The sequence below is a fragment of the Variovorax paradoxus B4 genome (genome assembly GCF_000463015.1).
GTDB lineage: Bacteria > Pseudomonadota > Gammaproteobacteria > Burkholderiales > Burkholderiaceae_C > Variovorax > Variovorax paradoxus_E.
The window spans coordinates 753,363-777,674 of the sequence record NC_022234.1 but is presented as its reverse complement, the minus strand read 5'-3'; the positions used below and the strand labels follow the sequence as shown (position 1 = coordinate 777,674).

Annotated in this window: 29 protein-coding genes; 22 read left to right on the top strand and 7 right to left on the bottom strand. The window is 67.0% G+C overall.

The genetic code is table 11. The features are described 5' to 3' along the window. The first annotated feature begins 65 nt into the window (after window positions 1-65). The 4 genes from VAPA_RS30775 to VAPA_RS30760 all read left to right on the top strand — a co-directional run bounded on the left by VAPA_RS30775 (window position 66) and on the right by VAPA_RS30760 (window position 1,986). Window positions 66-344, top strand: a complete 279-nt coding sequence (locus VAPA_RS30775) for a hypothetical protein (RefSeq protein WP_021004142.1) — start codon at window positions 66-68, stop codon at window positions 342-344. A 160-nt stretch (window positions 345-504) separates the two neighbouring features. Further along, complete coding sequence (locus tag VAPA_RS30770; RefSeq protein WP_021004141.1) at window positions 505-876, top strand: response regulator; 372 nt, start codon at window positions 505-507, stop codon at window positions 874-876. A 228-nt stretch (window positions 877-1,104) separates the two neighbouring features. After that, window positions 1,105-1,524 (top strand): CBS domain-containing protein, encoded by a 420-nt coding sequence (locus tag VAPA_RS30765; RefSeq protein WP_021004140.1) that lies wholly within the window; start codon window positions 1,105-1,107, stop codon window positions 1,522-1,524. Between the two features lie 294 nt (window positions 1,525-1,818). Then, window positions 1,819-1,986, top strand: coding sequence for a hypothetical protein (locus VAPA_RS30760; RefSeq protein ID WP_155248144.1), 168 nt, complete (start codon window positions 1,819-1,821; stop codon window positions 1,984-1,986). Here VAPA_RS30760 and VAPA_RS30755 read toward each other — a convergent pair. Continuing rightward, window positions 1,952-3,325 carry a chloride channel protein gene (locus VAPA_RS30755; RefSeq protein WP_021004138.1) on the bottom strand — a complete coding sequence of 458 codons (1,374 nt, stop codon included), beginning with the start codon at window positions 3,323-3,325 and terminating at the stop codon, window positions 1,952-1,954. The two genes, VAPA_RS30760 and VAPA_RS30755, sit on opposite strands and share 35 nt — an antisense overlap. Window positions 3,326-3,360: 35 nt before the next feature. Further along, window positions 3,361-3,906 (bottom strand): peroxiredoxin-like family protein, encoded by a 546-nt coding sequence (locus VAPA_RS30750; protein WP_021004137.1) that lies wholly within the window; start codon window positions 3,904-3,906, stop codon window positions 3,361-3,363. 110 nt (window positions 3,907-4,016) lie between these two features. Between VAPA_RS30750 and VAPA_RS30745 the strand changes: the two genes are divergently transcribed. Next, on the top strand, window positions 4,017-4,766 hold the full coding sequence (locus VAPA_RS30745; protein ID WP_230559054.1) for an AraC family transcriptional regulator: 750 nt from the start codon (window positions 4,017-4,019) through the stop codon (window positions 4,764-4,766). A gap of 32 nt (window positions 4,767-4,798) precedes the next feature. Here VAPA_RS30745 and VAPA_RS30740 read toward each other — a convergent pair whose 3' ends face one another. Together VAPA_RS30740 and VAPA_RS30735 are read right to left on the bottom strand one after the other, a co-directional pair. Further along, window positions 4,799-5,818 (bottom strand): alpha/beta hydrolase, encoded by a 1,020-nt coding sequence (locus tag VAPA_RS30740; RefSeq protein ID WP_021004135.1) that lies wholly within the window; start codon window positions 5,816-5,818, stop codon window positions 4,799-4,801. A gap of 9 nt (window positions 5,819-5,827) precedes the next feature. Then, on the bottom strand, window positions 5,828-6,097 hold the full coding sequence (locus VAPA_RS30735; RefSeq protein WP_021004134.1) for a hypothetical protein: 270 nt from the start codon (window positions 6,095-6,097) through the stop codon (window positions 5,828-5,830). Window positions 6,098-6,197: 100 nt separating this feature from the next. Here VAPA_RS30735 and VAPA_RS30730 point away from each other — a divergent pair, with 100 nt between their 5' ends. The 4 genes from VAPA_RS30730 to VAPA_RS30720 all read left to right on the top strand — a co-directional run bounded on the left by VAPA_RS30730 (window position 6,198) and on the right by VAPA_RS30720 (window position 10,544). Continuing rightward, complete coding sequence (locus VAPA_RS30730; protein ID WP_021004133.1) at window positions 6,198-6,935, top strand: type IV toxin-antitoxin system AbiEi family antitoxin domain-containing protein; 738 nt, start codon at window positions 6,198-6,200, stop codon at window positions 6,933-6,935. After that, window positions 6,932-7,861, top strand: coding sequence for a nucleotidyl transferase AbiEii/AbiGii toxin family protein (locus tag VAPA_RS30725; protein ID WP_021004132.1), 930 nt, complete (start codon window positions 6,932-6,934; stop codon window positions 7,859-7,861). Before VAPA_RS30730 ends, VAPA_RS30725 begins: the two co-directional genes overlap by 4 nt. A gap of 257 nt (window positions 7,862-8,118) precedes the next feature. Continuing rightward, entirely contained in the window at window positions 8,119-8,643 is a 525-nt protein-coding gene (locus tag VAPA_RS34240) for an Imm6 family immunity protein (protein WP_021004131.1), read from the top strand. Window positions 8,644-8,771: 128 nt separating this feature from the next. Further along, window positions 8,772-10,544 (top strand): ShlB/FhaC/HecB family hemolysin secretion/activation protein, encoded by a 1,773-nt coding sequence (locus VAPA_RS30720; protein ID WP_021004130.1) that lies wholly within the window; start codon window positions 8,772-8,774, stop codon window positions 10,542-10,544. Here the strand turns inward: VAPA_RS30720 and VAPA_RS30715 are convergent. After that, a protein-coding gene (locus tag VAPA_RS30715) for an IS3 family transposase (RefSeq protein WP_155248141.1) occupies window positions 10,474-12,035 on the bottom strand; the annotation gives its coding sequence in 2 pieces (ribosomal slippage) (window positions 10,474-11,606 and window positions 11,606-12,035; 1,563 coding nt in all). The genes VAPA_RS30720 and VAPA_RS30715 overlap by 71 nt on opposite strands. 186 nt (window positions 12,036-12,221) lie before the next feature. Here VAPA_RS30715 and VAPA_RS34685 point away from each other — a divergent pair. The 4 genes from VAPA_RS34685 (at window position 12,222) to VAPA_RS34680 (ending at window position 14,471) form a co-directional block, all read left to right on the top strand. Beyond that, the gene (locus VAPA_RS34685; protein WP_021004128.1) at window positions 12,222-13,058 is read left to right on the top strand and encodes a hypothetical protein; all 837 of its coding nucleotides are present in this window, start codon (window positions 12,222-12,224) and stop codon (window positions 13,056-13,058) included. A gap of 119 nt (window positions 13,059-13,177) precedes the next feature. Next, window positions 13,178-13,738, top strand: coding sequence for a hypothetical protein (locus VAPA_RS30700; RefSeq protein ID WP_021004127.1), 561 nt, complete (start codon window positions 13,178-13,180; stop codon window positions 13,736-13,738). 43 nt (window positions 13,739-13,781) lie between these two features. After that, a complete protein-coding gene (locus VAPA_RS30695; RefSeq protein WP_021004126.1) occupies window positions 13,782-14,252 on the top strand; it encodes a hypothetical protein in 471 nt (156 codons plus the stop codon). 51 nt (window positions 14,253-14,303) lie between these two features. Then, window positions 14,304-14,471 (top strand): hypothetical protein, encoded by a 168-nt coding sequence (locus VAPA_RS34680; RefSeq protein WP_021004125.1) that lies wholly within the window; start codon window positions 14,304-14,306, stop codon window positions 14,469-14,471. A 43-nt stretch (window positions 14,472-14,514) separates the two neighbouring features. Here VAPA_RS34680 and VAPA_RS30690 read toward each other — a convergent pair whose 3' ends face one another. Together VAPA_RS30690 and VAPA_RS30685 are read right to left on the bottom strand one after the other, a co-directional pair. Next, on the bottom strand, window positions 14,515-15,186 hold the full coding sequence (locus VAPA_RS30690; protein WP_021004124.1) for an RraA family protein: 672 nt from the start codon (window positions 15,184-15,186) through the stop codon (window positions 14,515-14,517). Window positions 15,187-15,216: 30 nt separating this feature from the next. Continuing rightward, entirely contained in the window at window positions 15,217-16,425 is a 1,209-nt protein-coding gene (locus tag VAPA_RS30685) for an aspartate transaminase (RefSeq protein WP_021004123.1), read from the bottom strand. Window positions 16,426-16,587: 162 nt separating this feature from the next. Here VAPA_RS30685 and nac point away from each other — a divergent pair, with 162 nt between their 5' ends. From nac to VAPA_RS30640, 9 genes are all read left to right on the top strand, one after another. Further along, the gene (gene nac / locus VAPA_RS30680; protein WP_021004122.1) at window positions 16,588-17,526 is read left to right on the top strand and encodes a nitrogen assimilation transcriptional regulator NAC; all 939 of its coding nucleotides are present in this window, start codon (window positions 16,588-16,590) and stop codon (window positions 17,524-17,526) included. A gap of 147 nt (window positions 17,527-17,673) precedes the next feature. Further along, a complete protein-coding gene (locus VAPA_RS30675) occupies window positions 17,674-18,108 on the top strand; it encodes an acetyl-CoA carboxylase biotin carboxyl carrier protein (RefSeq protein ID WP_021004121.1) in 435 nt (144 codons plus the stop codon). Between the two features lie 13 nt (window positions 18,109-18,121). Then, the gene (gene accC, locus VAPA_RS30670) at window positions 18,122-19,474 is read left to right on the top strand and encodes an acetyl-CoA carboxylase biotin carboxylase subunit (protein ID WP_021004120.1); all 1,353 of its coding nucleotides are present in this window, start codon (window positions 18,122-18,124) and stop codon (window positions 19,472-19,474) included. Further along, window positions 19,471-20,139: a 5-oxoprolinase subunit PxpB gene (gene pxpB / locus VAPA_RS30665; RefSeq protein ID WP_021004119.1), complete on the top strand. Its 669-nt coding sequence runs from the start codon at window positions 19,471-19,473 to the stop codon at window positions 20,137-20,139. Before accC ends, pxpB begins: the two co-directional genes overlap by 4 nt. Continuing rightward, a complete protein-coding gene (locus VAPA_RS30660; RefSeq protein WP_021004118.1) occupies window positions 20,136-21,131 on the top strand; it encodes a 5-oxoprolinase subunit C family protein in 996 nt (331 codons plus the stop codon). The genes pxpB and VAPA_RS30660 overlap by 4 nt, the downstream gene beginning before the upstream one ends. A gap of 335 nt (window positions 21,132-21,466) precedes the next feature. Then, entirely contained in the window at window positions 21,467-21,862 is a 396-nt protein-coding gene (locus tag VAPA_RS30655; protein ID WP_021004117.1) for an acetyl-CoA carboxylase biotin carboxyl carrier protein, read from the top strand. 20 nt (window positions 21,863-21,882) lie between these two features. Continuing rightward, entirely contained in the window at window positions 21,883-22,647 is a 765-nt protein-coding gene (locus VAPA_RS30650; RefSeq protein ID WP_021004116.1) for a LamB/YcsF family protein, read from the top strand. Between the two features lie 166 nt (window positions 22,648-22,813). Further along, window positions 22,814-23,566: an SDR family oxidoreductase gene (locus VAPA_RS30645; protein WP_021004115.1), complete on the top strand. Its 753-nt coding sequence runs from the start codon at window positions 22,814-22,816 to the stop codon at window positions 23,564-23,566. A gap of 39 nt (window positions 23,567-23,605) precedes the next feature. After that, entirely contained in the window at window positions 23,606-24,307 is a 702-nt protein-coding gene (locus VAPA_RS30640; RefSeq protein WP_021004114.1) for an amino acid ABC transporter permease, read from the top strand. Window positions 24,308-24,312: the final 5 nt, after the last annotated feature.

Below are 24,312 nucleotides of genomic sequence, written 5' to 3'. Positions count from 1 at the left end.
GCTACCCATCCATCGACGCTTCGCCGGCACCGGTATACGATGAAAGTATTCTGAAGGAGATCGGAATGCCCAACCCGAAAGCGCCTGGGAGCAGCCGCCATGCCGTCGAGCGCGCGCTGGACGAAAGCAAGCAGGTGAAGAAAGCGGTGGAGGAGGCCGCGGACGAGCTCGCTCTCGTTCACGTGGTGTTGGACAAGGGCGTCGCCAGGGATGGGCGCAGCGACGACCTCGACCGTGCGATCGAGCAGACCGATCAGATCGAAAAAAAGCTGTCGAAGTCCGTCGATCTGCTGGAGAAGGTCGCCGAAGCCCTGGAATCCGAAAGCAACAAGAAGGCACCGTGAGGACGTCAGTCTCTGCGCGCTCATTGGCGGCGCGCTTCCTGAGCACCGCCCCCAAGTCGAGCAGCCTGCCTACAGGGACGAGGAAACCCAAGCCGTAAAAAGAACCGATTGGTGGTTGCGTTCCGTTGTCCAAGGGCCTCCAGACGCCGAAAGCGTATGCATGCCGCTCACTACGATCCTTGTCGAGGACAGCCGGACAATCCGGGACAATCTGATTCCTGCGCTGGAAGAACTGGCTGGCGTTCACGTCGTGGCGAGCGCCGAGACGGCTGAAGGGGCCCTCGATGCCCTCGCGCTGCATGGCTCCTGGCAACTGGCCATCGTCGACCTCTTCCTGAAAGAAGGCTCGGGCCTGACGGTCATCCGCGCCTGCCAGGGCCGCTCCAGAAACCAGCACCTGATCGTTCTGACGAACTACCCGAGCGCCGAAATGCGCCGCCGGTGCCTGGCGCTCGGCGCCGATGCGGTCTTCGACAAGTCCACGGAGCTCGATGCGTTTTTCGAGCGGTGCCTGGGTTATCAAACCAGGTGAGCTTCCGGGCTCGACCAGGTACGAACTCCTTGATGCCGCGGCCCGACATCGGACTCGCGCCTGCCTTCCCGGTCGGTGGAGCCGGGCGATGCAGGCGATCACGCGCGTGGAGGGCCGAGTCCTACAGCTGGGAGGCGGCAATTGTTCGCAAAGTGCGCATGAGGCCTGGGCGCCGGTCGCATCGGCTGGATTTGCCGCGTGGCCTTGCAACCGAAGAGGAGATTTCTCATGCACACGATCAAGGATGTGATGAGCCGGGACGTGCAGGTCATCAGTCCCGATGCAACGATTGCCGAGGCCGCGCGGCACATGCGCGACGGCGACTTCGGCATGATGCCGGTCGGCGAGAACGACCGGATGATCGGCTCCATTTCGGACCGCGACATTGCCGTGCGCGCGGTGGCCGAAGGCCGCGGCGGCGACACCAAGGTGCGCGACGTGATGTCGGACGGCGTGCGGTGGGCGTACGAAGACGAACCGATCGAACGCGTTGCCGCGATCATGGGCGAGTACCAGATCCGGCGGCTGCCGATCGTCAGCCGCGACAAGCGGCTGGTGGGCATCGTGGCGCTGGGCGACATTGCGACCAGGGAATCCGAGCCGGCTCCCGCGGCCGAAGCGCTGTGCGAGATTTCGGAGCCCGCCTGAGCATCGCCCGTTTTTGGCGCAATTCCTACAGCGCTTCCGCATCCCGCTGACAGAAGGCGGCGATGCGGCGGCGCAGGCTGGTATCGGATGTGGTGCGCTCCTCCGGACCCCGACGGTGCTCTTGCGGAATCGAGCGAGCACGACATGCATGGGATCGGACAGGCCGGCACACAGGCCAATGAGCGAAGCTCGTGGGCAAGGCGCATGGCATGAAAAGCGCACCACATCCCCCATCATTGAAGAGCAACGACCGGTCAGGCTGTTCGCGGCACCGAGATGCAGGATGGCGCGGTCATGCGCACGAGGATCGTTCAGTTCCTGGCGGTGCTCGGTCTGCTCTGGGTCGCGGCACTCGCGGCGAACCTCGTTCTCGCAGTCGTTGTCCGCTCGCAATCCGGACCGATCGTGTGGGTCGCGCTCTGCCTGGTCACCGCGTCGGCGTTGTCCTGGCGGCGGGCGTGATCGCCTCGGCAGCCTCCCCGGGCTGCATCGAACCGACGGCACGCCGCACCATGTGTTCGGCCAGCGTGTCGTACAGCGGCCGGCTGATCATGCGCGAGACCAGGCTGGCCAGCATGGCGGCCGCCATCAGGCTCAGCACCATCGAATGGCCGTCGACCATTTCCATCACGATGATGAAAGCGGTGAGCGGCGCTTGCGTTACCGCGGCCAGGAAGCCGGCCATGCCCATCGCGATCAGCGCGGGGCCGAGGTCGCTGCTGGCCAGCGAGGCCACCGCGTCGCCGATGCCCGCACCGATGGACAGCGAAGGCGCGAAGATGCCGCCCGGCACGCCGCACCAGGCCGTGAGCCAGGTGGCGACGAACTTGAGCACGGTGTTGAGCGGGGTGAGCTCGTCGTGGCCCTGCAGCATCTGCTTCACCGCCTCCGAGCCGGCGCCGAAGGTGACGCCGCCCGTCACCAGCCCGATGACCGCCACGGCCAGGCCGCAGGCGGCCGCGAAGCGCACCGGAAAGCGGGCCCGCCAGCGGTTGAAACGCCCCGACGTGCCTGTGAGCGAGGCGATGAGCAGCCGCGCAAACAGGCCGCCCGCAGCGCCGCTGAGCAACGTGACCAGGAGGCCCGGCCCGAGCGCGTCCCACCCCAGCCGCGGGACGCGGATCACGCCGAAATAGCTGCTGTTGCCGAACACCGAAACGGCCACCAGGCCTGCCAGCACGATGGCGGTGATGATCAGGCCGCTGGAACGCGCCTCGAGCCGGCCCGAGAGTTCCTCGATGGCGAACACCACGCCCGCGAGCGGCGCATTGAAGGCGGCCGCAATGCCCGCCGCGCCGCCGGCCACCAGCAGCGCGCGCCCGTCGATGGCGGTGTGGGGCGACAGCCAGCGCCGCGCATGCTGCATCACCCCGGCCGCGACCTGCACCGAGGGGCCTTCGCGCCCGATCGAGAGGCCCGCCGCGAAGCCCGCCGCGCCGAGCCCGATCTTGGCGACCGTGAGCCGCAGCGACGCGAACCTGAAGCGCCCTTCCTCCGGCAGGGTGGCATGCAGCGCCGCCTTGATCTGCGGAATGCCCGAACCGCCCGCACCCGGAAAGAAGCGCAGCGTGAACCACACGATGCCGGCGGTGAGCAGCGGCGTGGTCAGCAGCACGGCCCAGGGCCACGCGCGGTAGTAGCGCTGGAACTCGCCGAACACCCAGTCGCTCGCGAGCGTGAATCCCACCACGAAGAGCCCGGCCGCGATGGCATAGCCCAGCACGATGGCACGGTCGAGCCAGATGCGGCCGCTCGAGAGTTCGGCGCGCAGGTGCTCGAGGAAGTCTGGCTCGCGGTTCATGGGTGTGAGCCAGTTTACGCAACGTTCGTGCCGCCTCAGCCCTGCGGCTGCTCCGGTACCTGCTCGCCGCGCGCCGGGTAGTCGTTCTTGATGACGAAGTCCATCGCCTGCAGCATCTCGGCAAAATTGGGGCGCACGAACGGCATGGATTGCACCGACAGGTAATAGACGGTGTTGTCGGGCTTGACCAGGAACAGGCCCGGCTCGGAGAACAGCGCCGGCTCATCGATGCCGATGGAGGTCTTGCCCCGGCTCGCCGAGATGTACAGCCCCCACTTCCTGGCGTCCGCCAGCGACAGCCCATGGCCGATGCGCAGCTTCGCCGCACCGATCTTGTCGGCCATCGCACGGGCGCGCGCCTCGTCGTCGGAGCTGATGGCGATGGTGCCCACGCCGCGCTCGGCAAAGGCCGGCGTCAGCCGCTCCAGTTCCTTCAGGTAGTTCGCGCAGATCGGGCAATGCAGCCCGCGGTAGAAGCACACCAGCGTCATGCGCTCGGGCTTCTCTTCGATCAGCCGGAACCGGCCCGCGGCGAGGGTGTCGACGGTCAGGTCCGGGGCTTGTTGGCGTGGAATCAGCATGGGGTGCTCCTTTTGGAAATTGGCGAGGGTTGCAAACAGGCCCCCAAGATCGCATGCTTGGCGCCATGAAACGTCCGACTTTCATGATCCAAAGTCCGAATCCACCCAAGATGGATCGGCTCGCCGCCTTCGTCGAAGTGTTCAAGCTCCGCGTGGCGGTGCTTTCTCCGGGCGACGCGGGCGTGCCGGCCCTGCTGCTGGCGGGCGCGGAAGACGGCACCGAGGGGCGGGTGATCTTCCGGCCCGGCGGCTTTTCCGAGCTGCCGCCCGATGCGCGCGTCGCGGCCAGCGTCGACTTCGACAACGATGCCAATCCCCTGATCAGCGCGATGCCCGAAGAGGTCTCGGTGCCCCTGGACGGCTCGCCGGCGCTGCAGGCCACGGCCGCGGCATTCATGGCGGAAGCGGAGGGGAGCCGCTGCGGCCGCAGTGCGGCGTTGAACCGGCTCGCCGAGGTGCTGGTGCTGATGGCGCTCAGAAGCGCGATCGATGCAGGCACGCAGAAGCCGGGCTTGTTCGCCGCGCTTGCACACCCTTCGCTGCACCGGGCCGTGGTGTCGATCCACGACATGCCGTCCCGGCAGTGGACCGTCGATGACCTGGCGAGCCGATCGGCCATGTCCAGGAGCACCTTCATGTCGACGTTCCGCACGATCGTGGGAACGACGCCCATGGCGTATCTCGGCGCGTGGCGCCTGACGCTGGCGCGCCGCTACCTGATGGCCGGCGACCCAGTCAAGCTCGCGGCCCGCCGCACCGGGTTCGGCAGCGCCGAGGCATTCTCCAGGGCCTTTTCAAGAGCGTACGGCCATGCACCCGCGGCCCTGAAGCCGGCGCGGGCCAGCCCATCGAAGGTGTGACGCGAAGGCGTTGCCTCGCCGTCGCCCGGACGTCAGCGCCGGTCCTTGCGAACCGCTTCGACGACGGACAGCACCGCATCGACCACCACCTGCGGCTGGTCGAGCTGGATGTCGTGCCCGGCATCGGCCACGAGCAGGTGCCTGCCGCGCGAGGACCAGGCCGCCATCTCCTCGTGCATGTGCTTCCAGATCGCCTGGACCTGCCGGCCCTGCTCGGGCGTGATCTTCATTCCGCGCAGTTCCGCGGCGGTGAACGGCGCCATCGCGGTCAGTACCACCAGCGGGCGATCGCCCAGGTCGCGGAAGGCCTTGGCCTCTGCGAGCGAGGCGTTGGTCGCATCGCTTTCCGCGAGCTGCGTGCGCAGTGACTTCGACGCGTAGGCCCGGATCGCCTGCATCTCGTGCGCGGTCCGATGCGGGGCCTGCTGCAGCAGCGCCGGGGCGGCCGCGCGCAGCACGCCGAACGGCGCCAGCGCCACGCCGATGCGAGACCGCATCGAGCGCGTTTCGGTCATGAAGCTTGCGACGAGCTCGACCTGCTCCGGGTGAGACGGATCGACCAGCACCAGCCCCGCCACCTCGGCGCCGAAGTCGCGCGTGAAGCCCACGCTGTAGAGCCCGCCCAGCGATTGCCCGACCAGCACGAAGGGGCCGCGCTCGCCCGCGTTGGCCAACGCGGTGCGCAAGTCGCGCACCGCCTGTGCTGCGCCGGGAGGAGCGTTCGAAAGATCGCTCCACATCAGCCCCGCGCGGCTGTAGGCGCATGCGCGCGTGTGCGCGGCGACCTTCGGCTGCACGGCCGACCAGCTCAACGATCCGTCGACGCTCAGGCCCGCTTCGAACACGACGGTGGGGGAGCCGGCGCCTCGGCAATCCAGCTGGATCCTTCGCCCGCCGCCGACGTCGACCATCTTCCCGGGTGGCGGGAAGTCCCGCGCCGCGCGGTACCGGCCGATCTGCTCGTAGGCAACGCCGCCCAGAACAGCCACGGCGGCAAGCCCCGCGCCTGCGGCGAGGCCGGCACGCAGGGTTCGGTGTCTTGGAGTTTTCACTGTCCGGCTTTATGGCACGAAGATGCTCGCGCGCAAACTGCCTTCTGCCTTCCAGATGGCGCACGGCGGCCGCGCCATGCGCTTGCTCAGGCGCTCGGCGTCACGCGCGCCAGCTGGCGGATGTGGTCGAAAATCGAGGCTCTCCAGCGCCTGCGCGGTGGGCGGCGACGGGCTGGTGATGAGCGAGTCGCCGGTCTTGTCATAGCGCAGGCCGAGGCCCAGCCTCCAGTCGGGCGACAGTTGCAGGCCGTACTGCGCACCGAGCACGCTGTGCGGCATGCTTTAGGATTTGGAAAAGCATTATCAATCGTAGTTTCACTACGATTAGAGGACTTATTTCAAGTTTGCCAGCACTTGAAAAAAGTGCTTGAATCGCAGCATGACTACGATTGGAAAGAGCAAACTAAATGCGCTCTATACCCGTCTGGCCCCTGGAACTCCACTGACCTCGGAAGACCTGGCAGGCCTGGGCATCTCCGCGGACCTGGCCGTGCACTATGTACGCGCCGGATGGCTCACGCGCCTGACACGCGGCGTGTTCTGCCGTCCCAACGACACCCTGGCCCTGCATCCGAGCCTCGTTCTGCTGCAGCATCGGCTGGAGGGCTTGCACGTGGGCGGCAAGTCAGCGCTGGACTGGTACGGCGTGCGCCAGTATGTGGCACAACAGCCAGTACTTCAGCTTTATGGTTGGGCGGCGGGGCACCTGCCGGAGTGGTTCACTGAGCGCTTTCCGGCCGAGTACCACCGCAAGCGGCTGTTCGATGAGCAGCCGGGTGCCTTGCTGCACGCCGGCCCTTTTGAGAAGCGCGACGGGGCGGCGCAGGTGGCTGCACCGGAGCGCGCCTTGTTGGAATTGCTGAGCGAGGTAGGCGTACGTCAGCCGCTGCAGGAAGCCCGCGAACTTGTGGAGAGCGCCTACAGCCTGCGCGCCAGTGTGCTGGAGGAGCTCCTGCGGCGGTGCACGAGCGTCAAGACCGTGCGGTTGTGCCTGCAGCTCGGCCGCGAGGCCTCCCTGCCCTGGGCAGCCAAGCTCGATCCGGCCACGCTGCCAACGGGCAGCGACCGGCCCTGGGTGTCCCGTTCGGCCGACGGCCTGTTGGTGCTCAAGCCATGAACCCCGCCTATCTGGAGACCGCACGCCTGTTGACACAGGTGGCGCCGCTCGTCTTCGCGGACGACACCTTCGCACTGAAGGGCGGCACCGCGATCAATCTGTTCGTGCGCGACATGCCGCGCCTGTCGGTGGACCTGGACCTGGTGTTCCCCGATCACACGCTGCCCCGCGACGCGGCGCTGGCGCGCATCAACGAAGCTGTCCGCCAAGCGTCTGAGCGCCTGAAGAAGCGAGGCTTCCAGACGCACGCCCCGGCAGCGCTGGCAGGCGAGACCAAGCTGCTGGTGCGCCGCGGCTCGGTTCAGGTGAAGATCGAAGTCAACTTCGTGATGCGGGGCACCGTGCAACCGGTGCGCCGAGCCGCGCTCACGCCGACCGCGCGTGACATGTTGATGGCTGACCTGGAGATTCCGGTGGTGTCGCTGGAGGACGTGTACGGCGGCAAGCTGGTGGCGGCGCTGGACCGCCAGCATCCGCGTGACCTGTTCGACGTGATGCAGCTCTTTGCGCATGAAGGCATCACACCCGGCATCCGCCGCGCCTTCGTGGTCTACCTGGCCAGCAGCAACCGGCCGGTGCACGAAGTGCTATTTCCGCCGCTGCGCGACATCCGGCACGACTTCGAGCACAACTTCCAGGGCATGACGGCCGAGCCGGTGCCGCTCGACGCACTGCTCGCGGCCCGGGAGCGCCTGGCGCGCGAGATCCAGCAGGGGCTGGACGACGACGAGCGGCGCTTCCTGCTATCGCTGGTCGCCGGCACACCCGAATGCGCGCTGCCAGGCATCGGGCATCTGGAACATCTCCCGAGCGTGCGATGGAAGCTCCACAACCTGGCGCAGCTGCAAAAGACAAACCCGAAGAAGTTTGCCGAACAGGCCGAGATGCTGACCGCTCGGCTGGCCGCTGCGGCTTCAGTTTGTTAGTTTTGTTGAAAATGCTGGACTCACTGCCAGTGACTTAAACGGAAAGACTTTAAGTATCGCGATTTCAAATCCCAATGGGGTTTGTACTGCTTGCGTGCAGGGTTTAAGTAATCCAAATGTTCTGCCGGGCGTTTTGAAGCAATTGAGTGATTTGTACCCTGGACTGACGATCAAGGTGAATGTTCTAACTGTACCTGGGGTAAAGCCGCCAACAGGATCTTATATTGAAATTCTCGGAGGCCGTCGGGTGAATTAATATGAAAGTCGATATTAATAAATTTTCAGAAATTTCGATCCAAGCGAAAATTGCCTTTATGGAGTGGCTCGGTCGAAAAGCAATTTTACACCTCAAAGGTGCGAGCCGTGAGGCCGCATTAGCGGGGCTAGGCTTGATCGAAAAGTGGAGACGTGATCAAGTAGTCAGCGGCGAGGAACTCAGTTTGGCGCTTATGAATGAAAAAGATGAGGGCATATATGCATATGCCGATTCTCAAAATATCGTCGAAAATGATGCCGTCGAAGTTGTCGGGGGAGTGGTTTCATATGTTGCATGGCGGGTCTATAAATATACGAACAAACCGATGCCGCAAGAGTATGAGCAAGCTGGTGATGATTTCTTGCAGTGGGTATTGGATCAATTTGAAAAATTAAACTCTTTAGATCAAATTCGAATTTCCAATGTGCTGAATTACTTATACGATCACTACAAATCTCCTGCAGATACGCTGGGGGAGGTTGTTGAGATTTCAGAGATGGATAGAGTGGCAAATTCGCAAAATTAATCAATGGAAGAGCAGTTTTTAGATCCGTATTGATCTTGATTTGATTTGATTCGATCGGTCGCAGGCACGACCAGAAAACTATTTAGGGAGAGACCTTGAAAACAAGCTCACGTGCCGCACTGGCCGGCATGGTGTTGGGTGGCCCCTTGTTTGCATTCGCTCAGCAGACGCCAACCGCCCCACTGTCGTTCGTCGAACTGCAACGCCAACAGGAACGAGAAACCGCCTTGCGCGAACAGCAGCGCCAGTTGGAGCGCGAACGCGCGTTGCGCCAGCAGAACGAGCGCACGGTCGACCAGCGGCCACAAGCGGCCCCGCCACCACTGCCACAGCGCATCCCCGAATCCGAAGCACCATGTTTTCGCATCGACCGCGTGCTGCTTGTCGGCGAACAGTCCGATGCCTTCCAGTGGGCGGTGGCCGATCTGTCGGGCCCCGAGGGCAACGATTCGCCTATTGGCCGCTGCCTCGGCACCGCGGGTGTTAATGTGGTGCTCGCGCGCGCCCAGCAGGCGGCGATTGCGCGCGGGTTCGTCACCACGCGGGTGCTGGCCGCCCCGCAGGATCTCTCCACCGGCACCTTGACCCTGTCGCTGGTGCCCGGGCGCATCGCGGCCATCCGCCTGACGCCGGACTCTTCCTCGACGCTGCTGGGCAGCGGCGCCTTGCTGGGCTCCGCCATTCCCGCCCGCCCAGGCGATTTGCTGAACCTGCGCGACATCGAGCAGGGCCTGGAGAATCTCAAGCGCGCCCCCACGGCCGAGGCCGACATCCAGATCGAACCCTCCACCGCACCCGATGCCAAGCCGGGCGACAGCGACCTGGTGGTCAAGTACGTGCAGGCCAGGAAGTGGCGCGTCACCCTGAGCCTGGACGACAGCGGCACCGAGGCCACCGGCCGCTACCAGGCCGGCGCCACGCTGTCGCTGGACAACCCCTTCGGCCTGAACGACCTGTTCTACCTGAGCGCCAACCACAGTATCAACAACCATTTCCTCTCGGAGCCGAGCTACGGCACCGAAGGCCAGACGGTGCACTACTCGCTGCCGTACGGCTACTGGATGCTGGGCTTGACCGCCTCGAACAGTCAGTACCACCAAAGCGTGGCGGGTTTCAACGGCCCCATCAGCTACGCCGGCAAGTCCAACAACGCCGAGGTCAAGCTATCGCGCCTGGTCTACCGCGACCAGAGCCGCAAGACCACAGTCGCCCTCAAGGGTTTCCGGCGCGAATCGCGCAACGTCATCGAGGACACGGAACTGCCGGATCAGCATCGCGTGGTCGGTGGCTGGGAATTCGGCCTGAATCATCGGGAGTTCATCGGCGATGCAACGCTCGACGGCACGCTGGCCTACAAGCGCGGCACCGGTGGCTTTGGCGCCAGGCCCGCAGCAGAAGAGATTGCGTTCGGCAATGGCGCCAGCCCGTTCCTGGAAGGCACTTCACGCCTGAAGCTCTACACGGCCGAGGTGAGCCTGAACGCGCCGTTCAAGCTGGGCGAGCAGAAGCCGCGCTACTCGGGCCTGGTGCGCGCGCAGTGGAACCGCACGCCGCTGCTGCCGCAGGACCGCTTCGCCATCGGCGGTCGCTACACGGTGCGCGGCTTCGATGGCGAGACCAGCCTGATGGGCGAGCGCGGCTGGCTGATCCGCAACGACATCGGCTGGGCCATGGGGCAGAGCGGGGCGGAGCTGTATGTCGGTGCCGACTACGGGCATGTCGGCGGGCGCTCCACCGCGGACCTGCTGGGCCGCAGCTTGGCGGGCGCGGTCATCGGGGTGCGGGGGCAGTGGAGCAAGCCGGCGCGCGTCAAGGTAGTTGTCGCCTCTTTCATGCAGCCAGCGGCTGTATGTTGGGGTTCCTCGCATGTGCCTGAACGATGCAGTCACGTTCGGGGTTGAGAGTCACTGCGCCGATGGGCGACCAGTTGCGTGTAGGCCCTGACCATCGTGCTGGGTTGAGCGCGCGTGCACGGGTGTACAGCGCGTGGCGAGCAGCGAGGATGGCTTGATCGTCGCCGTTGTGGCGTTGCGCAGGGCTGACGTAGCGAATGCCGCTGTGTCGATGGTCATGGTTGTACCAACGCACGAAGCCGGCCGCCCAGGAGCGCGCGTGGTCCAGGTCGGCGAAGCCCCTGGCGGGGAACTCCGGGCGGTACTTGGCCGTTCTGAACAATGCTTCCGCATAGGCGTTGTCGTCGCTCACGCGAGGCCTGGAGTACGACGGCTTCACGCCCAGCCAGTTGAGCATCGCCAGCACTGTCGTGGCCTTCAATGTGGAGCCGTTGTCGCCATGCAGCACCGGCTTGGTGTCCAGGGTGGCGATGCCCTCGGCCAGCGCCGTGCGGCGCACCAGGTGCACGGCATGGTCGGAGTCGTCCGTGTCGTGAACCTCCCAGCCCACGATCTTGCGGCTGTACAGGTCCAGGATCAGGTAGAGATGGAACCAGCGCCCGAGCACCTGCGCGGGCAGGTACGTCATGTCCCAGCACCAGACTTGTCGCGGTGTCTCGGCGATGTGCGTCGTGGGAGGGCGCACGACCCTGGGCGCCTTGGCACGACCGCGATGGGCGCTCTGCCCGTGCGCGCGCAGGACGCGACTGAAGCTGGACTCGCTGGCCAAGTACACACCCTCATCGGCCAGCATGGGCACGATGCGCGCCGGCGGCACGGCAGCGAACCGCGGCTCATTGGCCACCGCCAGCAGCTGTGCGCGCTCTTCCTGGCTCAGGGCATGGCCGGGTATGGGGCGCACGGCCTGCGGCCTGCCATCGCCCGCGGTGAGGCCTTCATGAGCCTGCCAACGCTGCAGGGTGCGCACGTCGATGCCGGCGCTCTCGCAGGCCAGGCGCAGCCGCGCGCCGGCGGTGTGAGCCTTGGAGATGTTCTGGGCCACGATCCGGCGATCTTCGAGGCCGATCATTCGTCCCCTCCCTTGTGGAAGATCGCCTCGAGATTTTTTGAGAGTACCAACAGGGCTGCGGTCTCGGCCAGCGCCCGGTCCTTGCGCAGCAGGTCGCGCTCGAGCTCCTTGATGCGTTTGCGGTCGGCCCGCGTGGCCTGCGGGCTGGCACGGGCCTCTTCAGGCTGTGCCAGCGCGGCAGTGGCGCTCGATCGCCACTTGTCCAGATCGGCTGGGTATACCCCGTGCTCGCGGCACCAGGCGCTCTTGGCCGCCTCGGGCATCGCCGCCGTCGTGATCACCGCCTCAAGCCGCGCGCGCGCAGTCCATGCCCGCCCTCGGGCGGGCATGGACTGCGCATCCTCGCGCCAACGCTCCAGTGTCTCCACTCCAATGCCAACCTCGCGCGCCACTACCTCCAGCGCCGAACTCTCCGGCGGCAGCAACCTTGCTACCGCCCGGTCCTTGAATGCTTGTCCGTATCGAGCCACTCTCATCCTTCATCGCCGCCCCCGGGTTCTTGGGTCTAAGGAGGCGACAACTATTGTGACGCGGGGGGAAGCTCAGCTACGACTTCTTCATGGGGGCACCGATCCGCAAGCCGGAGGGCTATCGGACGGCCAAGACCACCTTCGGCTTCAATCTCAACGCGAGTTTCTGATCAAGGGATGATTCCAATGAAAACAACAAAAGAAAAATTCTCCGCGAATGCGGCTGCCTTGCGATGTGGCGCACTCGGCATCTCGCTTCTCCTATCGGCATGCGTCACCCATCCACCGTTGGCCGCGACGCAGTCGGAGGAAGCAGCAGTCTCGGCGCCTCCGCTGAGCAGCTACGCCGCGGCCGATGGTCTCGTACCCGTGGGCACGACGAAGATGCGCCTGCTGGGCAACTCGTATCCGGGCGGCTTCGAGCAGTTGCGCGTCGTGCGCCGTGATCACACAGGACGGGCTGTGGCGTCACAGGTGGCGCTCAACGTGGGTCTGGCAGTGGCAACAGGCGGAAGGGGAGGGTTAGTGCAGAGCTTCTCCAAGGACGAACTGATCGGCGACGCCGTCCCTGAACTGGCGGGGCAGCCATGGGCCAGCAATCCCGGTCTGAAGGAGTTGCCGCAGGCGCTCGGCGAGATCGCCACCCGTGTCTATGCGGCCCGGGCGTGGAAGGAACTGGAGCGGGGCCGCAGCGAAAGCGGATGGACGCGCGAAGACATGCTTGCTGCCGCACAGTTGCCCGCCGAGGCCGACGCGCCGGTTAATCCTGGCGTGTGGCGACTGGTCTACGAAAACCTGTCGGGGCAGGACGAACTGTACCGCCTGCAGTTCAGTGCCGGCCTGGGCCTGGCAAGCCTGCGTTTTGGCCTTCCACCCATGCCTGCCAACTGCTTCTACCAGTCCGAGCCGGTGGCCTGGACTGCCTGGCAAGCGGATGCCTGGCAGCGCGTACGCGAGGAGCGCGCCAAGGCCTTGGCTCAGTGCATCGAGACGCTTGGGCAGACCAAAGCGCGTCTGTGGTGACGGCGCCGGAAGGAATGTCAGCCGACGAGCGTGCAGCATCAGCGTCGTTGAAATAGGGCGGGGTGTTCCAGTCGTCCTCCCGCGCAAGACCAAGGTCCAACCATCACCAGGGAAAATTCGTGACTACCAGCAAACACATCTTCACCATCGCCGCTCTGACCACAGTGATGCTCACCGCCTGCGGTTCTCGCGGCTCCACAGTCGCTGAGGCCGAGCCACCGGAACCCACGGCCACTGCCCGCAATGCGGTGGTCCTGCCCGCCATCAGCTACGGCAAGACCACCAAGGGCGTGCAACTGGCCAAGGCCGACGATGCATGCGATGTTCCCGCATCGCTGAACCAGGCCATTCAGGATCAATTGCTGGCGCCCTACGAGTTCGCGGTGCCGTCGCCGTCGGCCAACGTGGCCGGCGCACCAACGCTGCGCATCGAGATCACGGACATCCTGGCCAATGCCGGCGGGCTCTATGGCGGCCCGAAGATCGTGCAACTGCACGGCGTGCTGGACCGCCCCGGCGCGGCGCCAGTCCAGTTCACGGCGCAGCGTCAGATGTTCATGTACTTCGGCCTGCCGCGCAGCACCTGCAGCATGGTGGGCGTGGTGACCTATGCGCTGGGCGGAGACATCGCCAAGTGGCTGCAAAACCCCTTGGACGCGGCGAAGCTCGGAGAACTGTGATTCGCCACCCGGCGGAGGGGGCTGGAAAACCGGCATCGTCTATTTGGCCGTTCTCGTCCTATCGCTCGTCTTCAGCACAATAGTGAGCGGGGCGCAAACCGTTCCATTCGTCATCGGTGTGTTGGAGGTTCTGGTCGTCGCTTCGCTGGTCTGGGGCGTCCGACGCTGGAGCTTGCTCGCCGCATCGCTTCTTGTCGCACATCCGATTTTGAGCACGCTTGTCGTGGCTGCAACGGCTCCGCATGTGCAGTCTGCAGGGATGCAGCCGGGTGGTCTCAGGATCGTCTTTCTGGTTGTCTTTCTCTATGCCTTTGGCAAAGGTGCTATTGCCATTCGCAAATTTGGCATCGCGGATCATGGGATTTCTTCCAACGCGAACGCCGGCGCCAGTGCCGACAAGTCGATGCATTCAGCAATGGCGGCAACAACGGAATGCACTGTCCGGATGGCTGCCGCAGCGGGGATCAAACTGGACTACTCCCATGTGCTTTTACTTCGGAGCGTACATCGCTGAATGGGTCGGCGATCAGCAACAGTGCATTGAACATCATGGCGATCTCTGCCCATGCGATCACACGCAGGCAGCGGACAGCCCACGGCCATTGCCGACTCGGCTCTCAGCGTTTCGGACAACAGCCAGCGCGGCACTGCTGTCGCCAATACTGCGGTCAACAGCCTGAGCGTGGCGGGCACCAACCTGTCGGCCACTCCGGCTCCGTCACTTCAGAAGTGACAGTAGCTTGCCCCGCATCGAATGCCGACGCGGCACGCAGGATTCAGTTGGCGCAGCGCGCCTCGAGCACATCGATGAAGGCGCGGTCCCAGCGGCCTTCCTTCATGGCCCGGATGGTCTCCGCTTCCGTCGCCAGGTGCGCGCGCGCCTTCTCGATCAGCAGCTCGGCCTCCTCTGGCGCGAAGGCCATCAGCCCGTCCTGGTCGCCGACCACGATGTCGCCGGGATTGACGACCATCCCGCCGACGGAAACCGGCACGTTGATCTCGCCAGGGCCGTCCTTGTAGGGGCCGCGGTGGGTGACGCCTCGCGCGTAGACCGGGAACTCGCGTGCCCGGATCTCGGCCACGTCGCGGATCGCGCCGTCGATCACCACGCCCACGGTGCCGATGTGCGCGGCGTAGAACGAGAGGATGCCGCCGACCACCGCGTTGTTGAGGTCACCGCCGGCATCGATCACCAGCACGTCGCCGGGCCGGCAGAACTCCAGGGCGCGCAGATACGTGAGGTTGTCGCCTCCGCGCGAGCGTGCCGTGACGGCCGTGCCCGCCATGGTCCGGGCGGCTGGACGGTGGTAGGGGTGCAGGCCGGCGCTGCCGATGTTGCGGTGCATGTTGTCGCTCAGCGCCGCAACAGGAATCTCCCGCAGTGCGGTGAGGATCTTGGGGGGGACCGGTGCGGCCGATGGATTCTTGCGGATGGCTTTGTAGGGCATGGGTGTTGTCCTCGGTAATTCAGGGGCGCGTCAGCGCAGGGCGGCCACGGCCCGCGCGATGCGCGCACAGCCTTCTTCCAGCGTCTCGATGGCGGTGGCGATGGAGAGACGAAAGTAGGGCGACAGCCCGTAGGCGGTGCCCGCGACCACCGCCACGCCTTCGCTCTCGAGCAGGTACATCACCACGTCGCCGTCTTCCTTCAGACGCTTGCCCTCGGGCGTGGTCTTGCCGATCAGGCCGCCGCAGTGGATGTAGAGGTAGAAGGCGCCGGGCGGCGGGGTGCAGCGCAGGCCGGGGATGCCGTTGATGAGCGCCAGGGTGCGGTCGCGGCGCTGCTTGTAGACGGCCACGCTCTCGGCCACGAAGCCCTGGTCGCCATTCATGGCGGCCGCAGCGGCCGCCTGGCTCACCGAACAGCAGTTGCCGGTAGACTGCGACAGCAGCGTGTCCATCGCCCGGACCAGATCCACCGGACCGGCCGCATAGCCGATGCGCCAGCCCGTCATCGCATAGGTCTTGGAGACGCCGTTGACCACCAGCGTGCGCTCGCGCAGCGCGGGCGCCACCGCGAGCAGGTGCGGCGTTGCCTGGCCGTCGAAGCGGATGTGCTCGTAGATGTCGTCGGTCATCACCATCACCTGCGGATGGCGCTGCAGCACCTCGGCCAGTGCGCGGTATTCGTCGGCCGTGTAGCTGGCGCCGGTCGGGTTGCTGGGCGAGTTGATCAGCAGCCAGCGCGTGCGCGGCGTGATCGCGGCCTCCAGCTGGGCGGGCGTCAGCTTGAAGCCGTCGGCTTCGGGGCAGGCCACGGTGACCGGCGTGCCTTCGCAGGCCAGCACCATGTCGGGGTACGACACCCAGTACGGCGCGGGAATGATGACTTCGTCGCCCGGCTCCAGCGTGACGGCGAAGGCGTTGTAGATCGCGCTCTTGGCGCCGCTGGTGGCGATGATCTCGTTCATCGCGTAGTGCAGGCCGTTCTCGCGTTCGAGCTTGGCGGCGATGGCCTGGCGCAGCTCCACCGTGCCGGCCATCAGGGTGTAGCGCGTCGCGCCTTTCTCGATGGCGGCGGCGGCGGCCTGCCGGATGTGGGGCGGCGTGTCGAAGTCGGGCTCGCCCACCACGAGGTTCACGATCGACTTGCCCTGGCGGCGCAGCTCGTTGGCGCGGTCGGCGGCGGAGGTGCTGGGCGAGGGCTTGATGCGCCGCACGCGGGCGGCAATGCGGGAGGGCGTCACTTGTCTTCCTGGGTTGGGGATTGCACGGATCGAACGGTACGCACATCGCGCCAGCGAGGCCAAGACAAGATCGCTCTGGCCGGATAGGCGCAGCTTATGGTGGCTCCCGATGGCCGCTGCGCGGGGGCGGTGCTAGGCTCGGCTTTTGCTTGGGGACATGGCGTGAACTTGCGACGCCTCAAATATTTCGTGAAGATCGTGGACATCGGCAGCCTGACGCAGGCGGCCGAGGTCCTTTTCATCGCCCAGCCGGCGCTGAGCCAGCAACTGGCCACGCTCGAGGGCGAGGTGCGCCAGCAGCTGCTCGTGCGCACCAAGCGCGGCGTCACGCCCACCGAGGCCGGCAAGGTGCTGTACCGGCATGCGCAGATCATCCTGCGCCAGTGCGAGCAGGCCCGCGTGGACATGGAAGCGGCCGGCGAAGGGCTGTCGGGCCAGGTGTCGGTGGGGCTAGCGCCCGGCACGGCGGCTTCCGCGCTCTCGCTGCCGCTCTTGCGCACCGTGCGTGCGCGCCACCCCGGCATCCTGCTCTACCTGAACGAGAACTACGGCACCACGCTGAGCGAGCTCATCATGAACGGCCGCATGGACCTGGCCGTGCTTTACGGCGACAAGGCGATCCACGGCCTGAGCTTCCTGCCGCTGCTCAAGGAGCCGCTGTTCCTGGTCGGGCCGCGTGCCATGCCGGCGCCCGCGCAGCCGGTGAAGCTGGCCGACCTGCGCGACATCGAGCTCTTCCTGCCGCGCCCCTACAACGTGGTGCGCAAGCTGGTCGACGCGGCCTTCGTGCGCGCGGGCATGGTGCCGCGCGTGGTGGCCGAGATCGAATCGGCCTTCACGCTGACCGCAGCCATCGCCGACGGGCTGGGCGCCACCATCCTGCCGGCATCGATGGCGCGCGAAGTGGTGGCGTCCTGCGGGGCCTGGCAGTTCCAGATCGTCGATCCGGTCATCGAGGCCCCGCTGGCGCTGTGCCAGTCCGACCACCTGCCGCTCTCGGAGCCGGCGCAGGCGGTGAAGAGCATCCTGCTCGAACTCGTGGTCGACCTCGCCGGCACCTTCGCGGCCACGCCCGAACCCGAACTGGCCGCGCTGTCGTAGCGCACCGTCATAAGCCGGCCTTATCCCGGCACAGCCATTCCGTCTTGGGCTTTGTGCCCGCGGGCCGTTACCTTTCATGCCTGCCGTCACGCGTTCGCGGAATGCGTCGGCCACCAAGGATGTTCTGTCGCCACAGGCAGGCCCGGCATGAAGCAGGAACAGATCAAGACGCTCATCGACGCACTCGCGGCCTCGGACCTCGCGGAGCTGGAGTACAGCGAAGACGGCAGCACGCTGCGGCTGGTGAAGCAATCGGCGCTGGCGGCCGTGCCCGCCGCGCGGCGCCCGGCGGCTGCGCGGAAGGCGAGCGCCGCAGTGCCCACGGGACCGGCGCCGCCGCCGGCCGCCGCGGCCGAATGCCTCGCACCGCTCTACGGCGTGGTGCACCTGCAGTCCGCGCCGGGCGAACCGCCCTTCGTGCAGCCGGGGCAGGCCGTCGAGGCCGGCCAGATGCTCTGCGTGATCGAGGCCATGAAGATGTTCAACGAAGTCCGCGCCGACGCTGCCGCCACCGTGCAGGCCGTGCTGGTGCGTTCGGGCCAGGAAGTGGAAGCAGGCGAGCCCCTGTTCCGCTTCGGTTGAGGAAATCCGGGCCATGTTCGATACCGTCCTCATTGCCAACCGCGGCGAGATCGCCCTGCGCATCCTGCGCGCCTGCCGCGGCCTGGGCCTCAGGACCGTGGTCGCGCATTCCGAGGCCGACGGCGAAGCCAGCTATGTCGCACAGGCCGACCAGGCGCTGTGCATCGGGCCGTCGGCGCCGGGGCAGAGCTACCTGAACCCCTCCGCCCTCCTGTTTGCCGCCGAAGTCAGCGGCGCGCAGGCCATCCACCCGGGCTACGGCTTCCTGTCGGAGAACGCGGGCTTTGCCGCGCGCGTGGAGCAGGCCGGCCTGGTCTTCATCGGTCCCAGTGCGGCCTGCATCCGCACCATGGGGGACAAGGTCTCGGCCAAGCGCGCGATGCGCAGGGCCGGCGTGCCCTGCGTGCCGGGGCCCGACGAAGGCCTGCCGCAAGACCCGGCCGCCGTGCAGGCCATCGCGCGCGAGATCGGCTACCCGGTGATCGTCAAGGCCGCGGGCGGTGGCGGCGGGCGCGGCATGCGCGTGGTGCAGGACGAAGCGGCGCTGCTCGATGCGATGGCGCTCACGCGCGAGGAAGCCCGCCAGGCCTTCGGCAACTCCGAGGTCTACATCGAGAAGTTCCTGCTGCATCCGCGCCACGTCGAGATCCAGGTGCTGGCCGACAGCCACGGCAACGCCGTCTGGCTGGGCAGCCGCGACTGCTCGCTGCAGCGCCGCCACCAGAAGGTGATCGAGGAAGCGCCCGCGCCCGGCATCGACGACGCGCTGATGGCCGAGGTGGGCGAGCGCTGCGCGGCCGCCTGCCGGCAGATCGGCTACTGCGGCGTCGGCACCTTCGAGTTCCTCTACGAGAAGGGGGCCTTCTATTTCATCGAGATGAACACCCGCCTGCAGGTCGAGCACCCGGTGACCGAGATGACCACCGGCATCGACATCGTGCAGCAGCAGCTGCGCATGGCACGCGGCGAACGCCTGTCGCTGGCGCAGCGCGAGGTGCGATGCCAGGGCCATGCGATCGAGTGCCGCATCAACGCCGAGAACCCCGACACCTTCGCGCCTTCGCCGGGGCGCATCACCGGCTGGCAGGTGCCGGGCGGCTTCGGCGTGCGCGTCGATTCGCACGCCAACGCCGGCTACCGCGTGCCGCCTTACTACGACTCGATGATCGCCAAGCTGATCGTGCACGGCAGCACGCGCACCGATGCACTCGAGCGCATGCGCCTCGCGCTCGCAGAGATGCGCATCGACGGCATCGCGACCAACGTGCCCCTGCACCGCGACCTGCTGCGCGACGAAGGCTTTGCCGCCGGCGGCGTGGACATCCACCACCTCGAGCGCTGGCTGCAGCAAAGGAGCGCGGCATGATCGCGCAGCGTCCATCGATCAGCCTGCTGGGCACGACCGCGCTGCTCTTCGAGGCGCCCGGCGAGATGAACCTCAACTCGCAGCAGCGCATCTGGGCGCTGGCGCACGAGACCCAGGCCTGGCCGGAGATCCGCGAAGCCGTGCCGGGCATGAACAACCTGATGCTGACCTTCCTGCGCCCGCCGCGCGGCCTCGGTGCGCTCGAAGCCCTGGAGGCGCGCCTGCGCGATGCGTGGGACGCGGCCGTCGCGCTGCCGCGGGAAGGCCGGGTGGTCGAGCTGCCCGTGGTCTACGGCGGTGCGGGCGGCCCGCACATGGCCGACGTGGTAGCACACACCGGCCTGAGCGTCGAGCGGATCGTCGAGCTGCACAGCGCGCCGCTCTACCCGGTGTATGCGCTCGGCAGCCATCCGGGCTACTGCTACCTGGGCGGCATGGACGCGCGCATCGCCACGCCGCGCCGCAGGGTGCCGGTGCTGAGCATTCCGGGCGGCGCGGTGTCGATCGGCGGCGCGCAGACCGGCGTGTCGGCCTCGGCCGGGCCCAGCGGCTGGAACACCATCGGCAGCACCTCGATGTCCTTCTTCGATCCCGCGCAGGACCCGCCCGCGGCGCTGCAGCCGGGCGACATGATCCGTTTCCGCGTGGAGGGCATCGTCCAATGATCGAAGTACTTTCCTCGGCCGCGCTCGCCACCGTGCAGGACCTGGGGCGCACCGGCAGCCTGCGCTGGGGCGTCGGCACTTCGGGCGCCATGGACAACCTGGCGCTCGCGGCCGGCAACCTGCTGCTGGGCAATGCGCTCGACGCGGCCGCCGTCGAAGTGCCGGTGTTTCCCTTCAAGGTGCGCTTCGGCGAGGACTGCGCCTTCGCGCTGACCGGCGCCGATTGCGCGGCCCGGCTGGACGACCAGCCGCTGCTGCCCTGGTGGGTTCACCAGGCGCGGGCCGGGCAGGTGCTGACGCTGGGCCTGCCGCAGGGCGGCGCGCAGCGCGGCAGCCGCGCCATGCTGTGCCTGGCCGGCGGGGTCGACGTGCCCGAGGTGCTGGGCTCGCGCAGCACGCAGCTGCGCGGTGCTTTCGGCGGCCATGAAGGGCGTGCGCTGCGCCGGGGCGACGTGCTGCGTGCCGCCGGTGCGCGCACTGCGTGCAAGACCGGTTTCGGCCTCGTGCCGCCCGCGCTCGCATTGCCGCTGCAGCAGGGCGGCGTGGCGGCCGTGCGCGTCCTGCCCGCGGCCGAGTACATGGCGTTCGAGGCGGCGTCGCGTGACGCCTTCTGGGCCGGCGAATGGAAGATCACCTCGCAGAGCGACCGCTACGGCTACCGCCTCGAAGGCGAGGCGCTGCGCCCCATCGCGCCGATGGAGCTGCGCTCGCACGGCATCGTGCCCGGCGTGATCCAGGTGCCGCACAGCGGGCAGCCGATCATCCAGATGCGCGATGCCCAGCCCTCGGGCGGCTACCCCAAGCTCGGCACGGTGATCGAGGCCGACATGTGGCGCCTCGGCCAGGCGCCGATCGGCAGCCGCGTGCGTTTCATCGAAACCACCTGGGACGAAGCGCTGGCCGCGTTCGACGAAGTGCGCGCATGGCTCGACAAGGTGGCGCGCATGGTGGAACTGCACCGCGGTGCGCCTGTGGCCACAGGAAGGCATTGAGATGAAACCTCTCCTTCCGATTCTTCTTGTTGTCCGTGAGGTGGTTTGTTCGGGGCGCGCTCCCGCCGACGGGGTCCCTTGCTCCGCGAATGTCCCCCGCCCTTCGGGCTCCTCCTTGATTTCGCTGCGCAAGGCACCCCATCGACGTGATCGTCATGCGCAGCGGTCGTTGATCGGCCAGCACCGCAGCCGCGCCCACCGTGCACAGGGCATCGGGTGCTCCCCGCAGCGAAATCAAGGAGGAGGGGGCGCAGCCCCCGGGGGACATTCGCGGAGGGGAGTACCCGGTGGCCTGTGCACGCGCCCCGAACAAAAGCGCCCCGAGAAAAACTGACATGCAGGACATCGCACTGCGTACCCCGCAGCTGGCCGCCTGGCTGGCCGGCACCGACATCGGCCTGCTCGAACTGCGCACGCCGGAAGGCACCCTGCGCCTCGGCCGGCAGGGTGACGAAATCATCGAACTGCCGGATGAAGAAGCCGAGCCCGAACTCCTGGTAATCCACGCCCCCTCGGTCGGCGTGTTCCTGCACAGCCATCCGCTGGCCGCCGCGCCGCTGGTGCGCATCGGCGAGCACGTGGAGGCCGGCCAGACCGTCGGCCTGCTGAAGATCGGCCCACTGCTGCTGCCCGTGACCGCGCCGCAGGCCGGCATCGTCGACGGCGTCCACGCGGCCGACGGCCTCGCGGTCGGCTTCGGCACGCCGCTGGTCGGCGTGCATCCCCTCTGACGAACGAGCGAAGGACTCCCATGGACATCGACCTGAACGCAGACCTCGGCGAAGGCTTCGGCCCCTGGCGCATGGGCGAGGACGAGGCGCTGCTCGACATCGTTTCTTCCGCCAACGTGGCCTGCGGCTTCCATGCGGGCGATCCGGTCATCATGGACCGCACCGTGCGCATGGCGCGCGCGCGAGGCGTCGATGTGGGGGCGCACGTGGGCTTTCCCGACCTGCTCGGGTTCGGCCGCCGGCCGATGCAGATCGAGCCGAAGGAACTCGTCGCCTACGTCCTCTACCAGCTGAGCGCGCTGGACGGCATGGCGCGCACGGCCGGCCACCGCATGACGCACATGAGCTTTCACGGCGCGCTCGGCAACATGGCCGCGGCCGACGCCGCGCTCGCCGAGCCGCTGGTCCGCGCGGTGGCGGATTTCGATCCGATGCTCATCGTCAGCTCTTCCGCCAGCCGCGCCATCGAGGACGCGGCCGCGCGCTGCGGCCTGCGCGTGCGCACCACCTTCCTGGCCGACCGCGCCTGCGACGACGACGGCCTGCTGGTGCCGCGCAAGCTGCCCGGTTCGGTGATCCACGACCAGGGCGCGGTGCTGGCGCGCGTGCGCCAGCTGCTGGAGGAGGGCACGGTCACCAGCTACAGCGGCAGGAAGATCCCGATGCGCGCACATTCGATCCTGCTGCACGGCGACACGCCCGGTGCGGTGGAGCTGGCCCGCGCCGTGCGCGGCGTGGTCGAGCAGGCGGGGCGCGTGGTGCCCATTTCGAAGCAGTCGGCCTAGCAGGCCCGGAGCCCGGACATGGTGCTTACCCTAGGTCGCATGCACGAACACAGGGCAACATAAGGCCGGCTTATCGCTCCACAGCCAATCCGTCTTGGCGCCGCGAAGAAGCGCTCGATACAGTGAATTCGAAGCAGTGATCTCCAGTTCCACGAAAGAAACAAAGATGCCCTTCTCTGACTACAAGACCGCGCTGGTGACGGGAGCCTCCTCGGGCATCGGCGCTGCCGTCGTCGAGCGCCTCTGCAAGGAAGGCCTGAAGGTCCATGCGCTGGCACGCAGCGCCGACAAGCTGGCCGAGCTGGCCGCGCGCACCGGCTGCATCCCGCACGCCATCGACGTGAGCGACCTCGCCGGCATCACCCGCCTCACGCAGGAGGTGGCGTTCGACGTGCTGGTCAACAACGCCGGCGTGGACCGCCCCGGCTCCATCCTCAAGGCCGACGCCGAGGGCATCGACCTGCTGGTCGACGTGAACCTGCGCGCCGTGCTGCACCTGTGCCGGCTCGTGGTGCCCGGCATGGCCGCGCGCGACCGGGGCCACGTGGTCAACATCAGCTCCATTGCCGCGGCCTACAACTTCGGCGGCAACAGCACCTACCACGCAACCAAGGCGGCGGTGAGCATGCTGTCGCGCCAGCTGCGCATCGACGTCTTCGGCAAGCGCGTGCGCGTGACCGAGATCTGCCCGGGGCGGGTGGCCACCGACATCTTCGCGCACGTGCACGGCGACTCCGAAGAGACCCACAAGCGCTTCGTCGAAGGCTACGAGCTGCCACAGGCCGAGGACATCGCCAACGCCATCGCCTTCGCGATTGCGGCGCCCATTGCGGTCAACGTGGGCCACATGGAAATCACGCCCACGCTGCAGGTGCCCGGCGGGCTCTCGACCGCGCGGCCGGAAGCGCCGCAGGCCTGAGCGGCGCCACCCTCGGAAGCCGAAGCAAAGGAACACCGCATGAAGGACTTCGACCTGCTGGCGATCCTGCTGAAGCCGGAGTTCGGTGCGATGCTCTGGCACGGCCTGCAGGAGACGCTGAAGATCGCGGCCGGTTCCTGGCTGCTCGCGATGGCCATGGCGGTCGTGCTGCTGGTCGTGCGCCTCACCCCGAGCCGACTGGCCGAACGCGTGGTGGCCGGCTATGTCTCCTACCACCGCAACGTGCCGACGCTGGTGCAGCTCATGCTCTGGTACTTCGGCATCTTCAGCCTGCTGCCCGATGCACTGCAGGGCTGGCTGTCGGCGCACAACGCCGAGACGATTCTCTCGATCGTCGCGCTCGGGCTCTGCCAGGCCGCCTACTTCAGCGAGGACATGCGCTCGGGCCTTCGCTCCATCCCGGCCGGCCAGGCCGAGGCCGCGCGCGCGCTCGGCCATGGCTACATCGGCTCGATGCGCCACGTCATGCTGCCGCAGGCCATCCGCAACGCGGTGCCGGCACTGGTGAACCACAGCGTGTCGCTGTTCAAGAACAGCAGCCTGGCCATGGCCATCGGCGTGGCCGAGCTGACCCATGCGGTGAAGGAGATCGAGAGCCGGAGCTTTCGCACCTTCGAGGCCTACAGCATGGCGACGGTGCTGTATCTCGTGTGCTCGCTGCTCATCATGGCCGTGGGCGGCTGGCTGTCGCGGCGCTACCGCATCGTCGGAGCGAGGTAAGAAGA

Excerpts from the sequence above, each read along its gene's own strand:
- VAPA_RS30770 (WP_021004141.1), top strand. The coding sequence starts at position 505 with ATGCCGCTCACTACGATCCTTGTCGAGGACAGCCGGACAATCCGGGAC.
- VAPA_RS30725 (WP_021004132.1), top strand. The coding sequence starts at position 6,932 with ATGAACCCCGCCTATCTGGAGACCGCACGCCTGTTGACACAGGTGGCG.
- VAPA_RS30690 (WP_021004124.1), bottom strand. The coding sequence starts at position 15,186 with ATGCCCTACAAAGCCATCCGCAAGAATCCATCGGCCGCACCGGTCCCC.
- VAPA_RS30720 (WP_021004130.1), top strand. The coding sequence starts at position 8,772 with ATGGTGTTGGGTGGCCCCTTGTTTGCATTCGCTCAGCAGACGCCAACC.
- VAPA_RS30730 (WP_021004133.1), top strand. The coding sequence starts at position 6,198 with ATGACTACGATTGGAAAGAGCAAACTAAATGCGCTCTATACCCGTCTG.
- VAPA_RS30640 (WP_021004114.1), top strand. The coding sequence starts at position 23,606 with ATGAAGGACTTCGACCTGCTGGCGATCCTGCTGAAGCCGGAGTTCGGT.
- VAPA_RS30775 (WP_021004142.1), top strand. The coding sequence starts at position 66 with ATGCCCAACCCGAAAGCGCCTGGGAGCAGCCGCCATGCCGTCGAGCGC.
- VAPA_RS34240 (WP_021004131.1), top strand. The coding sequence starts at position 8,119 with ATGAAAGTCGATATTAATAAATTTTCAGAAATTTCGATCCAAGCGAAA.
- VAPA_RS30645 (WP_021004115.1), top strand. The coding sequence starts at position 22,814 with ATGCCCTTCTCTGACTACAAGACCGCGCTGGTGACGGGAGCCTCCTCG.
- VAPA_RS30750 (WP_021004137.1), bottom strand. The coding sequence starts at position 3,906 with ATGCTGATTCCACGCCAACAAGCCCCGGACCTGACCGTCGACACCCTC.
- VAPA_RS30745 (WP_230559054.1), top strand. The coding sequence starts at position 4,017 with ATGGATCGGCTCGCCGCCTTCGTCGAAGTGTTCAAGCTCCGCGTGGCG.
- accC (WP_021004120.1), top strand. The coding sequence starts at position 18,122 with ATGTTCGATACCGTCCTCATTGCCAACCGCGGCGAGATCGCCCTGCGC.
- VAPA_RS30660 (WP_021004118.1), top strand. The coding sequence starts at position 20,136 with ATGATCGAAGTACTTTCCTCGGCCGCGCTCGCCACCGTGCAGGACCTG.
- VAPA_RS30655 (WP_021004117.1), top strand. The coding sequence starts at position 21,467 with ATGCAGGACATCGCACTGCGTACCCCGCAGCTGGCCGCCTGGCTGGCC.
- VAPA_RS30760 (WP_155248144.1), top strand. The coding sequence starts at position 1,819 with ATGCGCACGAGGATCGTTCAGTTCCTGGCGGTGCTCGGTCTGCTCTGG.
- VAPA_RS30650 (WP_021004116.1), top strand. The coding sequence starts at position 21,883 with ATGGACATCGACCTGAACGCAGACCTCGGCGAAGGCTTCGGCCCCTGG.
- VAPA_RS34680 (WP_021004125.1), top strand. The coding sequence starts at position 14,304 with ATGCGATCACACGCAGGCAGCGGACAGCCCACGGCCATTGCCGACTCG.
- VAPA_RS30765 (WP_021004140.1), top strand. The coding sequence starts at position 1,105 with ATGCACACGATCAAGGATGTGATGAGCCGGGACGTGCAGGTCATCAGT.
- VAPA_RS30675 (WP_021004121.1), top strand. The coding sequence starts at position 17,674 with ATGAAGCAGGAACAGATCAAGACGCTCATCGACGCACTCGCGGCCTCG.
- VAPA_RS30755 (WP_021004138.1), bottom strand. The coding sequence starts at position 3,325 with ATGAACCGCGAGCCAGACTTCCTCGAGCACCTGCGCGCCGAACTCTCG.
- pxpB (WP_021004119.1), top strand. The coding sequence starts at position 19,471 with ATGATCGCGCAGCGTCCATCGATCAGCCTGCTGGGCACGACCGCGCTG.
- VAPA_RS34685 (WP_021004128.1), top strand. The coding sequence starts at position 12,222 with ATGAAAACAACAAAAGAAAAATTCTCCGCGAATGCGGCTGCCTTGCGA.
- VAPA_RS30735 (WP_021004134.1), bottom strand. The coding sequence starts at position 6,097 with ATGCCGCACAGCGTGCTCGGTGCGCAGTACGGCCTGCAACTGTCGCCC.